We start from the raw sequence: 12736 nt of genomic DNA on the forward strand, positions 1-12736 counted from the left end.
TCCGCCGCGCCGGGACTTTTACCTGTTACGCCGCAGCCACCTCCTGCGCCGTCGGCGGCGTGGCGTGACGCCCCACCAGCTCGTGTACCCAGCGCAGCTTGTCGAGAATCGCCGGTGTAATCACTTCCGGTACCACGTCCATCAGCCCCATCTCGCGATTGAGCTCATTGAGCGCCATGCCGACCTGCTGGTAGGCCTTCAGCATGCCTTCGATGGTGCCGTTATGGCGCGCCCGCCACATGCCCAGGTGGCTACCGGTATCCAGCACCGCGACAGTATCCTGATAGGCGGCGAAGGTTTCGGCGAAATCCTCCCAGGGGTGCATGGTGGCGTAGGCCGAGATGTAGCTCTCATTCCAGTCGACCGCCGGCCCCTGCGCGTAATAGCGCTCCAGCGCCTCGCTGTAGGTGGGATTGTCGTGGTCGCCGAACATCTCGCGGCTGCCCTGCTCCTCCTCCGGCCGGCCGCGTACCAGCAGCTCCCAGTAGTAGTGGCCGATCTCATGGCGAAAATGGCCGATCAGGGTACGCTGCGCCTCGTTGAGATCGACTCGCAACCGCTCGCGCTCGACGTCGTCGGTCTCCATTAAATTGATGGTGATCAGGCCGTTGGCGTGACCGGTATAGACCTTCTGGCGGTTGCCGGTGGCGCGCCACAGGCCGTTGTCGGGCAGGGCATCGGCCATGAAGGAGAAGGCGAGCGGCAGCGCCGCGCTGTTATCCTGCGGCGCCGGATGGGGCAGGCCAATCAGATCGAGGGTATAGAACAGCCGCCGTTTGGCAGCTTCCAGCGCCGCCCAGCGCTCGCGATGCCCTTCGATGGAAAGATCGGGGATTACGCTGTTGTGGCGGCAGCAGTCACACAGGCCGCCGTACTCGGCGTGCTCTTCGGGCGGCAACATGCGATTGCAGACCGCTTCGACGGCATAGTTGTGGCATTTTTTGAGCACCGCACCGCAGTCGGAATTGGCGCAGCGATACTGGTCATCGCCCTCCGGCAGCATCGCTTCGATACTGTGACATCGCGGACACCAGCCCACCTCGGACTGGCAGCCCAGGCAGAGGGTATTATCGAAAAAGAGCCGACTGGTCGGCTCGCAGTGATGGCATTCGAAAGTCTGCATGGCCCTGCTCCTGAACTCATCAGGGGGTGAGTCGATCACCCCGTCATCCTGACAACATCGCCAGCAAGATTAGCAGAACCACGGCGCTGCAAGAGGGTTTCAAAAGGCCTGACGACACGGCTTTTTCAATCGGCGCTGTTCAGGCTCGCCTCGATGTAGAGGCGACGCAGCTCGCGGGCAAAGGGGCCGGGCGTGCCATCACCGACGGGTCGCTCATCGATGGCCACCACCGGATGCACCAGCGCCGTGGAAGAGGTCACAAAGGCCTCACGGGCGTTTTGCGCCTCCTTGATGGTAAAACCGCGCTCCTCGACCTTCATGTCGTGGGAGTTGGCCAACGCCATGACGGTGGCACGGGTAATGCCGTGCAGCAGTGCCCGGGAGAGCTCGCGGGTCACCAGGGTATTGTCGTTATCGACAATCCAGGCGTTGCTGGACGTGCCCTCGGTCACCAGCCCCGACTCCACCAGCCAGGCGTCATCGGCGCCGCGCTTTTTGGCCTCCATCTTGGCCATCGAGGGGTAGAGCAGCTGCACCGTCTTGATATCCCGACGGCTCCAGCGCATATCCGGCAGCGAGGCGATCTTCAGGCCGCGCTCGGCCACCGGCGAGTCGATAATCGACTTCTCCTGAGTGAACATCACCAGGCTGGCAGGCGTGCCGGGTGCCGGATAGGCGAAGTCGCGATCCGCCGCGCCACGGCTTACCTGCATATAAACCAGACCCTCCTGAAGCGCGTTTTTGTCGATCAGCTCAAGGTGAATCTCGCGCAGGCGCTGGTCGCTGGTCGGCAGTCCCATTTCGAGCTCGCGCAGCGAACGGCGCAGGCGCGCCATATGGCCGTCAAAACCGACCATGCGACCGTTGAGCACGGCAGTGACCTCATAGATGGCATCAGCAAACAGAAAGCCGCGGTCGAATACCGAAATTTCGGCTTCGTTTTCCGGCACGAAGTGGCCGTTGACATACACAGTGCGTGACATAAGCGTTTCCGTTACGTTGGAAATAGCCTGATTCTACTCTCTTATCGACGCGTAACCGAATCCTTTGCAGGTGAACCCATTACGCCACTTGAGTTGCCGACGATCGCCAAATGGATGATGTCCAGTTACCTGTTCGATCGCCCTATAATCACCGGGTCAACCCAGGGAGAAACCTTCATGCAATCACTCCATATGGCCACTCTGAACCATCTCGACGCGGCCGTAGCGGTTCCGGCCTACGACCGCCGCCAACTCAAGCCCGGCATCGCCCACTTCGGGGTCGGCGGCTTCCATCGCGCGCATCAGGCCATGTATCTCGATGAACTGATGAATCGCGGCGAGGCGCTGGACTGGGGTATTCTGGGCATCGGGGTAATGCCGGGCGATCGCCGCATGCAGGAAGCGCTCAGCGCCCAGGATCATCTCTACACACTGGTGGTCAAGCATCCCGACGGCGATTATCAGGCACGCGTCATCGGCTCGATCGTCGACTATCTGTTTGCTCCCGACGATGTCGAGAAGGTTCTGGAAACGCTGGCCGATGCGCAGATTCGCATCGTATCGCTCACGGTGACCGAAGGCGGCTATAACTTTCATCACGTCACCGGTGAGTTCAACCTGGAAAACCCCGATGTGCGCCACGACCTGACGTCGCCGGAGAGCCCCCGAACCACTTTCGGCATTATCGTTGAAGCGCTGGCGCGCCGCCGCAAACGCGGCATCGAGCCCTTCACGGTGATGTCCTGCGACAATATCCAGGGCAATGGCGAAATCGCTCATCAGACATTCACCGCCTACGCCCGCGCCCGGGATGAAGAGTTGGGCGCCTGGATCGACGCCCATGTGTTATTCCCCAACTCCATGGTTGATCGCATCACACCGGTGACCACCGAGGACGATATCGAGGAGATTCGTCAACGCTTCGCCCTCGATGATCGCTGGCCGGTGGTGTGTGAACCCTTCACACAGTGGGTACTGGAGGATCACTTCAAACTCGGTCGTCCCGCTTACGACAGGGTCGGCGTGCAGGTGGTCGAGGACGTCCTGCCCTACGAACTGATGAAGCTGAGGCTGCTCAATGCCAGCCATCAGGCGCTGACGTACTTCGGCTACCTGGCCGGCTACCGCTATGCTCACGAAGTATGCCAGGACACGTTGTTCGTGGCCTTTCTGCGCGATTTCATGGACAGGGAGAGTACGCCCACTCTGCGCCCGGTACCGGGCGTCGATCTCGACGACTACAAGCGCACGCTCATCAAGCGGTTCGCCAACCCGGAGATCCGGGATACCCTGGCGAGACTGTGCGCCGAGAGTTCGGACCGTATTCCCAAATGGCTACTGCCAGTGGTCCGCGAGCAGCTGCAACAGGGTGGCGAAATACAGCGCAGCGCCGCCATCGTCGCCAGTTGGGCACGCTACGCCGAGGGTAGCGATGAACAGGGCGAGCCGATCAGGGTGGTCGACCGGCTCGCCGATGAACTGACGGCGATTGCCGCTCGCAATCGTAGCGATCCCACGGCATTCATCGACAATCGACAGCTGTTCGGCGACCTGATCGACGATGACCGTTTTCGTACCGCCTATCTCGATGCCCTGACGCGGCTTCACCGCGATGGCGCCCGCGCCTGTGTCGAACATCTGGTGAAGGATTGAGGATGTCTCCTGCCGCGAAGGCCGGGCAGCACCACGACGCTTTCACTCCCACGCAAACCACTACGACAACGGCGGTCAAGGGCGAATGACCCATGGATAAACATGAACAGAAACTGGACCAGGCGGCGCGCGCGGCCTGGCTCTCCTACGTGGGCGGACGTACCCAGGACGAAATCGCCGCACACCTCGGGGTCTCCCGTCCCGGCGTACAGCGCCTGCTGGCACTGGCGCGCCAGGAGGGGCTGGTGCGCCTCGAAATCGATCACCCCATCGCCGGCTGCATGGCCATGTCACAGGCTATTGCGGAACGCTTCGGCCTCGAGTTCTGCGACGTAGTGCCTGCCATGCCGCAGGATAGCGGCAGCGAAGAAGATGTCACCCGACTGATTGGCCAGGCCGGCGCCAAAAGGCTTTTGCACTACCTCAAAGGCAAAACGTCACTGACGCTGTCACTGGGCTCCGGACGCACGATGCGCGCTACCGTGGAGGCACTGGAACGCATTGAGCGGCCCCAGCACCGCTTCGTCTCGCTGGTGGGCAATATTGCCCGCGACGGTTCGGCCAATCGCCATGACGGGATGATGGTGCTGGCCGACAAGACTGGCGGCACGCGCTTTCTGCTACCGGCGCCGATCTTTGCCGCCACCGAAGCCGAGAAGGAAGCGCTGCTTTCCCAGCATCTGCTCAAGGTAGTCGAACGGGTCGCCCTGGAGGCCGAGGCAGGGTTTCTCGGCATCGGCCGCATCGATCGACAGGCTACCCTGTTTCAGAATCACTTCATCAGCGAAGCCGAACGCGACGAGCTTTTGAGGGCCGGCGCGGTGGGCGAGCTGCTGGGCTGGCCACTGAATGACCGGGGACAGCTGGTCGACACGCCCATTACCCAGCGCCTGACCAGCCTGCCGCTGCCGCGACTTGAGCGCCAGCTGCTGATCGGTCTCGCCGGCGGCAGCAGCAAGGGGCCGGCGGTTCTGGCGGCGCTGCGCGGCGGCTGGCTCGGCGGGCTGGTCACCGACGAAACCGCGGCACGCTACATCCTGCACAAGGAAGGGAGCCAGCATGGCTGAACCAGGCCAAAATATTAGGGCCCGGCAGTTGCTTTTTCAGGGCCACAAAATGATCATTCGCATTCAGTATGAATCAATTGATCAAAATCAAATCATAACGCCGGGAGATTCACCATGCGCTTACATCACGGGCTTTCTCTGTTCGGCATGCTCGCGCTGGCTTCAGCCTCTGTGCAGGCCGAAACCATTACGGTGGCAACGGTCAACAACAACGACATGATCGTCATGCAGAGCCTGACCGATGCCTTCGAGAAGTCGCATCCGGACATCAAGGTCAACTGGGTGGTGCTCGAAGAGAACGTGCTGCGCCAGCGTCTGACAACCGACATCGCGACCAACGGCGGCCAGTACGACGTGATGACCATCGGTAATTATGAAGTTCCCATCTGGGCGCGCCAGAACTGGCTGGAGCCGCTGAACGACCTTCCCGCCAATTACAGGGTCGATGACCTGCTCAAGCCCGTGCGCGACGCTCTGACCGTCAATGACACGCTCTACGCCCTGCCCTTTTACGCCGAAAGCTCGATGACCTACTACCGCACCGACCTTTTCGACAAGGCGGGCATCAGGATGTCCGAGCATCCGACCTGGGATGAGGTGCGCGGCTGGGCGGAAAAGATCAATGATCCGCAAAATGAGGTCTATGGCATCTGTCTGCGCGGCAAGCCGGGCTGGGGCGAGAACATGGCCTTCCTGTCGACACTGGTGAACACCTACGGCGGCCGCTGGTTCGATACCGACTGGCATCCCGAGATCAACTCCCGGGCGTGGCAGGATGCCGTCAGCTTTTACGTTGACCTGATGAACCAATATGGGCCGCCGGGGGCCTCCTCCAACGGCTACAATGAAAACCAGGCCCTGTTTGCCAGCGGTAAATGCGGCATGTGGGTCGACTCTACGGCCGCTGCCGGACGTCTTTTCAATCCGCAGGAGTCGCAGGTCGCCGACAAGCTCGGCTTCGCTCCGGCACCGGTGGCCAAAACGCCAAAAGGCGCCAACTGGCTATGGTCGTGGAACCTTGCTATTCCCGCCTCTTCGGATGCCAAAGACGCCGCCAGACAGTTCGTTACCTGGGCCACCTCAGAGGAATACGTCGATCTGGTGGGCAAGGACAAGGGCTGGACCAGTGTACCGCCGGGCACTCGCACCTCGACCTATGACAACAAGCAGTATCAGCAGGCAGCGCCCTTCGCCAGCTTCGTACTCAATGCGATCGAGTCCGCCACCCCCAACGACCCTACCCAGCCGCCGGTACCCTACACGGGCGTACAGTTCGTCTCGATTCCGGAGTTTCAGTCTATCGGCACTCAGACCGGGCAGATGATCGCCGCCGCCCTGTCCGGACAGCGCAGTGTCAAGGACGCGCTGGACGAGGCGCAAAGAAGCGCTGAAAGAACCATGCGTCAGGCCGGCTACTACTGAGTCGCGCCGCACGCTCTCGATCGCAGGCCGGGACCAGGTGTCCCGGTTTCACCTGATGGATGGACGTAACCCATGCAACGAAGAGCTTCCGGTCGAACCGTTGGCGGCATGCGTGCGCTGCTCCTGCAGGCCCCAGCCGTTTCCCTGTTACTGGTCTGGATGCTGATCCCGCTGGGCATGACCCTCTGGTTCTCCTTTCAGCGCTATAACCTGCTCAACCCGATGATCTCCGGCTTCGCCGGCTGGAATAACTACACCTTTCTGTTGACCGACCCGGCGCTCTGGATAGCGATAGGCAACACGCTTTTAATGGTCTGCTGGGTGCTGGGCATTACCGTTATCGGCGGCGTTCTGCTGGCAGTGCTCTTTCATCAGGAGTTCTTCGGTCGTGGTATTGCCCGACTGCTGGTCATCTCCCCCTTTTTCATCATGCCGACCGTCAGTGCGCTGGTGTGGAAAAACATGATGATGCACCCGGTCAATGGTATCTTCGCCTGGCTTTTCAAACTGGCAGGGCTGCAACCCATCGACTGGTTCTCCTCCTATCCACTCACCTCGATCGTCATCATTGTGTCGTGGGAGTGGCTGCCCTTTGCCCTCCTTATTCTGTTAACCGCCATTCAGTCGCTGGATGACGATCAGATCGAAGCGGCACGCATGGATGGCGCAGGACCACTGGCGATTTTCTGGTTTATTACGCTGCCGCACCTCAAGCGCGCCATTAGCGTCGTGGTCATGATCGAAATGATCTTTCTGCTGACTATCTTCGCCGAGATATTCGTAACCACTTCCGGCGGACCGGGACTTGCCTCGACGACGCTGGCCTATCTCATTTATCTGCGCGCCCTGCTTGACTTCAATATCGGTATCGCCTCCGCGGGCGGGGTAATCGCCATCATTCTGGCCAATCTGGTCGCGATCTTTTTGATTCGTACCGTTGCCAGAAATCTCGAGACCTGAGGCGAGGGCCGTCATGTATACATCGCTATCCAGAAAACTGCTTTTGACCCTGCTGGCATGGCTGATCGCATTGATCATCTTCTTCCCCATCTTCTGGATGATACTGACCAGCTTCAAGACCGAATTCGAGGCGATATCCACACCGCCTACCCTCTTTTTCGAACCGACCCTGGCCGGCTACCGCGAGGTGATGGCACGCGCCGACTACAACACCTTCGCCTTCAACAGCTTTGCGGTGTCGGTCGGTTCGACGCTGCTGGCGCTGTTGGTGGGTCTTCCGGCCGCCTACTCGATGGCCTTTCTGCCCACCAAACGCACCCGCGGCACGCTGCTATGGATGCTCTCGACCAAAATGTTGCCGCCAGTGGGCGTGTTGATGCCGATCTATCTGATCTTCCGTGACCTCGGCCTGCTCGACAGCCTGACGGGGCTGATCGTGATCTATATGCTGATGAACCTGCCGATCGTGGTATGGATGCTCTATACCTTCTTTCGTGATGTGCCGCGCGAAATTCTGGAAGCGGCGCGCATGGATGGCGCCGGTACGCTACAGGAGGTGCTCTATCTGCTGGTACCGCTGACTCTTCCCGGCATCGCCTCAACCGGCCTTCTTTCCGTCATATTGAGCTGGAACGAAGCGTTCTGGAGCATCAATCTCACCACCTCGGATGCTGCCCCCCTGACCGCTTTCATCGCTTCCTTCTCGAGCCCCGAAGGGCTTTTCTGGGCCAGGCTCTCGGCCGCTTCGACCATGGCCGTTGCACCGATTCTGCTCTTCGGCTGGATGACACAGAAACAAATGGTGCGCGGCCTGACTTTCGGCGCCGTCAAATAAGGAGTCCGATATGGCAACCCTGAAACTCGATCACATCGTCAAGGAATTCGACGGCGCCGAGGTTATCAAGGGCGTCGATCTTATCGTGGAGGATCGCGAATTCGTGGTTTTCGTGGGGCCCTCGGGCTGCGGTAAATCGACCCTTCTGCGCATGATCGCAGGCCTCGAGAGCGTTTCCGACGGCGATATCCTGATCGACGGCAAAAAGGTCAACCAGATCGGGCCGGCACAGCGCGATCTGGCCATGGTATTTCAGAGCTACGCGCTCTATCCGCATATGACGGTTGCCAACAATATGGGCTTCAGCATGCGCCTGGCCGGGGTACCGAAAGCCGATCGCGATGCCCGCGTGCGCGAAGCGGCGCGCATTCTCAAGCTCGAAGAGCTTCTCGATCGCAAACCGGGAGCGCTCTCCGGTGGCCAGCGTCAGCGCGTGGCGATCGGCCGCGCCATTGTCCGAAACCCCGGCATTTTCCTTTTCGACGAGCCTCTTTCCAACCTCGACGCGGCGCTGAGGGTGCAGATGCGCATCGAGTTGGCACGGCTGCACAATGAGCTGGAAGCAACCATGATCTACGTCACCCACGACCAGGTGGAAGCGATGACCATGGCCGACAAGATCGTGGTCCTGCAGGGCGGTGTCGTCGAACAGGTGGGCTCGCCGATGGCGCTCTACCACCATCCGCGCAACCGTTTCGTCGCCGGTTTTATCGGCTCACCGACGATGAACTTCACCGAGGTCGAAGTGACCGAGACCAGCCCCGCTGGAGTTCAGGTGACGCTACCCGGCGGCGATAGCCGCCTGATCCCGGTAGAGTCCGGCAACTGTCAGCGCGGTGAGCGACTCACGCTGGGCGTGCGCCCCGAGCATCTGACCATCGAAGACAACGGCCCTATGGGCGGTACCGTGACGGTCATCGAGCGCCTCGGCGGTGCCACCTCGCTCTATATCGCCACCGAGGACGGCGAGTGGGTGGTCATGGCCGACGGTGAAGTGCAAAAACGCGTGAACAATGCGGTACGCTTCGGCTTCGATCCCGGGCGAGCCCATCTTTTCATGGAAAACGGTGATGCGTTGCCCAGCCTGAACCGGCATCCGCTGGTCAATATCGAACGCCGTGAGAATCGCATCGACACCATGGATCAGCAGTAAGTCAACATCCTGTGCCGCCGATCAGCCGATGCCTCTCCCTGTCCTGTGGCTAACGCGGAGAAATGGTCCATGCAACTCGCAGAATAGATGGCAGTAACGGTCGACGCGGCGCTTTGCTCAGCGCTCGACGCCGGTCTGTGAAGTGATGCGCCCGTAGTGCTCGATGCGGCGATGGCGGGCAAAGTCGAAGATGGTGGTCTTGCCGAACTGACAGCGGTCCATGTCGCAGCGGGCGGTGATCAGTTCGTCGCTCGTCGCTTTCGATATTATCGATGGCGACATGGCAACGGCACATCAATTGACGAACCGGAGCCTCAACCCGGTCGGCGGAGGCTATTAGGCCTCTGGCCGGGCAATGGTTACATCATGCTCTGTGGCAGCCACAGCGTAATGGCGGGAAAGGCAAGCAGCAGCAGCAATATGAAAAGATCGCAGGCCACGAACGGCCATACGCCGGAGAACACCTCACTGATGCGTACCTCCTTTCCCGCCGCGCCGGCCAGTGCAAAGGCGTTCAGTCCGACCGGCGGCGTGACTCCGGCTATTTCGCACATTTTCATGGCAACGATACAAAACCAGATCGGCTCGTAACCCAGTTCGACAACGATCGGAAATACAATCGGCAACGTCAGAGCAAATGCTGCAGCTGGTACCACAACCATTCCCATCAGAAACCAGATGACAAGAATCAGACCCAGCACCATCCATGAAGGCGCATCCCAGGAGGTCATGAAACTGGTAATTTCGAAGGGAATGCGAGTCAGCCCGAGGAAGCGACTGAAGAACAGCGCGGCAATAATGATAAAGAAAAGCGTTGTCGTAATCCCCGCCGATTCACGTAGCGCGCCTCGCAGTCGTGGCAGCGAGCGCAGCGGCCCGGCGCCGGCTCCCAGCAGCATAGCCCCCATTGCGCCCACTGCACCGGCTTCGGTGGCCGTGAACAGTCCACCGTAAAGACCACCGATGACCACTCCACCCAGTAGCAGGATCTGCCATAAATCGAGCAACCCATGCAGCCGATCACGCAACATGATGCGCTGCTCCGCCTCCATACGCGGAGCCAATGACGGGTCGCGCGAGGCACGCCAGACGATCGACCCGGCATAGACCAGTGCGGTCAGAATGCCGGGCACGATACCGGCAATAAAAAGCTGGCCGACCGGCACACCGGTAAAAATGGAAAACAGAATAAACATGCCGCTGGGCGGAATCATCGCCGCAAAGGAGCCAGCACAGGCGATGCTGCCCAGAGCAAAGCGTTTGTCATAGTGATAACGACGCATTTCCGGATAAGCAATACGCCCGAAGACGCTGGCAGTGGCCAGTGACGAACCACACACCGTCGCAAAGGCGGCACTGCCAAATGCCGTCGCCACCGCAAGCGATCCCGGAAGCTGCGCCGATAGCCGATACAACCCCTTGTAGGCCCGCTCTGCGAAGCCGCTGGCGGCAGCCAGTGCTCCCATTAATACAAACAGTGGCAGCACCGTAAAGGTCGGCGAGGCGATCGCCGTATACATGGTATCGCCCAGCAGCGAAACGGCACTGCCTGGTGTCAGAAGCACAGCGATACCAATGAAGGCGACCAGCAAAAAATTTATCGCCAGTGGCACGCCCATCACGAGCAATGTGAGCAGCGTAACCACGCCGATGATGCCTACCAGCGTGAAGTCCATGGGGTTATCCGTTGTAATGTCATTCAAGAGAGCAGAGTGCTGTCGACACATGACCAGGGGCAATCTGCTGAAGCCTGACTGCGTATCGCAGCAGCACCGTCTCAGCTCAGTGTTTGGCGCTGTCGCCTCGCCAAAGGCCCCATAAATGGCGCGCCAGCTGCAGGGCATAAAGCACCAGTGCCGCAAACATCACGAACTTGATCGGGTAGATCTCGATAGGCTGCGGCCCGGCGATCGCCTGGCCGCTTTTCAGGGCTGCAAGAGCACTTTTCCACACAGCCCACGACACGATACCTACCGTCACAAGCGAAACCAGCGTGATAAAGCCGCGCAGCCATCGTGCCGGCTCTCCAGAGAGCCTTTCGGTCAGAAATTCCACCCGGATATGCGCATCCTGCTCTTCGGCATGGGAAAGTCCCAGATAGACGACCGCGATCATGGTAAACATGGCCAGTTCGGAAACACCGTAGAGGGGACGCGAGAAGCCTCGCGCCATAAGGTCAACAACCATGAACAGCACGACCACGAGCAAAAGCCATCCACAGGTTTCGGCGAGCCCTCTGTTGAGCTGCGTCATGAGGCGCGTCCAAACAGAGGGCGAAGGCGCACTCATGAGTCGCCCGCCCTGTCGATAAGGGTCTTCATCTGATCGAGGATGGCCCCCGGCTCCTCCGCACCGGCCTGCTCGGCACTGTCAATCCAGAGTTCGCGGTTGCGCTCTATCGCCGGCAGCTCGGCAAAGCGATCTACCTCCTCGGTGGAAGCAGCGGTAACGGTATAGCCAGCATCTCGCTGCTTCTCGGCAATACGCTCGAACTCATTGGCGTAGTATCTGCCGAAAACCTGCTCTGCCTGTTGCGCCGCCTCACTGAACCACGACCTTTCCTGTTCGGAAAGCGAATTCCATATATTCTGATTGATAGTAATAACCATCGGCGTGCCGATCCACAGACGCTGAGTGGTAAAAATGTTGGGAGCGATCGCATCCATGCCGGTACGACTGAGGCTGTCGTAGTTGGTAAATACTCCGTCGATTGCGCCGGATTGTAGCGACTGATAGGTGTCGCTCCAGGGTACCGACACTGGTGTAGCATCAAGATCGGCAAGCAGATTTAGCATCCACTGACTCGAGGCTCGAATGCGTAGCCCCTCGAAATCGTCAAAGGAGGTGACCGATTCGTTGAACACGCCTGCATAAGGCAGATAGGGATAGAGATAGACGATGCGCTGGCCGTATTGCGCAAACTCTTCGCGCAGTGGAGCGACCTCATCGTAAATCGTATGGTAGGCCGACATCTTGCCGTTGAAGGTTTCCGGCCCCAGCGGAAAGAGCTGGAAAGCGCTGTTCAGCAACAGCTGATTGGGATAGTAGTTGATGTTGATAAATCCCATATCGGCAACGCCGCTTTCGACGCCATTCAGAGTCTCATCGCCGTTGAGTACAGAGGCTCCCCAATAGGGCACGACCTGCAGCTCGCCGTCGGAAATATCGACGAGTGCGTCAAGAAAACCCTGCTCGGCCTCGCCACGCAAGTCTGTAGGTGCCGTATTGGTGGCATAGGTCAGCGTCCTTTCCGCTAGTGCCTCGCCGGTATATAGTCGCCCCTGCTAAACCCCGATTTTTTCCGGGGAGTCGAATTCGGCTCTCCTTATACTGGCCAATGAGCACAAAAAATTGAAGATCATTGACCGGACATAACGCCAAAATAGACCTGAAAAGCGGAAAAAGTAACAGACAAAAAGAAGCTCCCTGAGCTTCTTCATGACTTTCCTCAAATTCATGCCGACACCACACAGCAGCGCATGAATCCGATCGCCCTTGCGCCCTTTCAGATAACAGCGTGACAGCAATCCTTCGCTTTTC

12 protein-coding genes and 1 pseudogene are annotated in these 12736 nt (G+C 59.5%); 6 read left to right on the top strand and 7 right to left on the bottom strand.

The genetic code is table 11. From position 1 onward, the window contains the following. Positions 1-25 precede the first annotated feature (25 nt). On the bottom strand, positions 26-1123 hold the full coding sequence (locus tag H146_RS0113145) for a zinc-binding metallopeptidase family protein (protein ID WP_019952343.1): 1098 nt from the start codon (positions 1121-1123) through the stop codon (positions 26-28). A 125-nt stretch (positions 1124-1248) separates the two neighbouring features. Next, positions 1249-2106, bottom strand: a complete 858-nt coding sequence (locus tag H146_RS0113150; RefSeq protein ID WP_019952344.1) for a D-amino-acid transaminase — start codon at positions 2104-2106, stop codon at positions 1249-1251. 177 nt (positions 2107-2283) lie between these two features. Between H146_RS0113150 and H146_RS0113155 the strand changes: the two genes are divergently transcribed. From H146_RS0113155 to H146_RS0113180, 6 genes are all read left to right on the top strand, one after another. After that, complete coding sequence (locus tag H146_RS0113155; protein WP_026351979.1) at positions 2284-3759, top strand: mannitol dehydrogenase family protein; 1476 nt, start codon at positions 2284-2286, stop codon at positions 3757-3759. 92 nt (positions 3760-3851) lie between these two features. Then, a complete protein-coding gene (locus H146_RS0113160; RefSeq protein WP_019952346.1) occupies positions 3852-4826 on the top strand; it encodes a sugar-binding transcriptional regulator in 975 nt (324 codons plus the stop codon). Positions 4827-4940: 114 nt separating this feature from the next. Continuing rightward, a complete protein-coding gene (locus H146_RS0113165) occupies positions 4941-6248 on the top strand; it encodes an ABC transporter substrate-binding protein (protein ID WP_019952347.1) in 1308 nt (435 codons plus the stop codon). A 72-nt stretch (positions 6249-6320) separates the two neighbouring features. Further along, positions 6321-7208 (top strand): carbohydrate ABC transporter permease, encoded by an 888-nt coding sequence (locus H146_RS0113170; RefSeq protein WP_026351980.1) that lies wholly within the window; start codon positions 6321-6323, stop codon positions 7206-7208. 13 nt (positions 7209-7221) lie between these two features. Then, positions 7222-8043 carry a carbohydrate ABC transporter permease gene (locus H146_RS0113175; RefSeq protein WP_019952349.1) on the top strand — a complete coding sequence of 274 codons (822 nt, stop codon included), beginning with the start codon at positions 7222-7224 and terminating at the stop codon, positions 8041-8043. A 10-nt stretch (positions 8044-8053) separates the two neighbouring features. Beyond that, positions 8054-9196 carry an ABC transporter ATP-binding protein gene (locus H146_RS0113180; protein WP_019952350.1) on the top strand — a complete coding sequence of 381 codons (1143 nt, stop codon included), beginning with the start codon at positions 8054-8056 and terminating at the stop codon, positions 9194-9196. Positions 9197-9313: 117 nt separating this feature from the next. On the opposite strand, the gene H146_RS21450 is transcribed toward H146_RS0113180, so the two are convergent. The 5 genes and pseudogenes from H146_RS21450 to H146_RS21890 all read right to left on the bottom strand — a co-directional run. After that, the gene (locus H146_RS21450; RefSeq protein WP_019952351.1) at positions 9314-9478 is read right to left on the bottom strand and encodes a hypothetical protein; all 165 of its coding nucleotides are present in this window, start codon (positions 9476-9478) and stop codon (positions 9314-9316) included. Positions 9479-9555: 77 nt separating this feature from the next. After that, entirely contained in the window at positions 9556-10872 is a 1317-nt protein-coding gene (locus tag H146_RS0113190) for a TRAP transporter large permease (RefSeq protein WP_019952352.1), read from the bottom strand. A 106-nt stretch (positions 10873-10978) separates the two neighbouring features. After that, entirely contained in the window at positions 10979-11449 is a 471-nt protein-coding gene (locus H146_RS20315) for a TRAP transporter small permease (RefSeq protein ID WP_019952353.1), read from the bottom strand. A gap of 32 nt (positions 11450-11481) precedes the next feature. Continuing rightward, positions 11482-12438, bottom strand: a complete 957-nt coding sequence (dctP, locus tag H146_RS0113200) for a TRAP transporter substrate-binding protein DctP (RefSeq protein ID WP_083920877.1) — start codon at positions 12436-12438, stop codon at positions 11482-11484. A gap of 42 nt (positions 12439-12480) precedes the next feature. Further along, positions 12481-12736: pseudogene (locus tag H146_RS21890) on the bottom strand (hypothetical protein); the annotation flags it as partial.

This window comes from Kushneria aurantia DSM 21353, from assembly GCF_000382245.1.
Classification (GTDB): Bacteria; Pseudomonadota; Gammaproteobacteria; order Pseudomonadales; family Halomonadaceae; genus Kushneria; species Kushneria aurantia.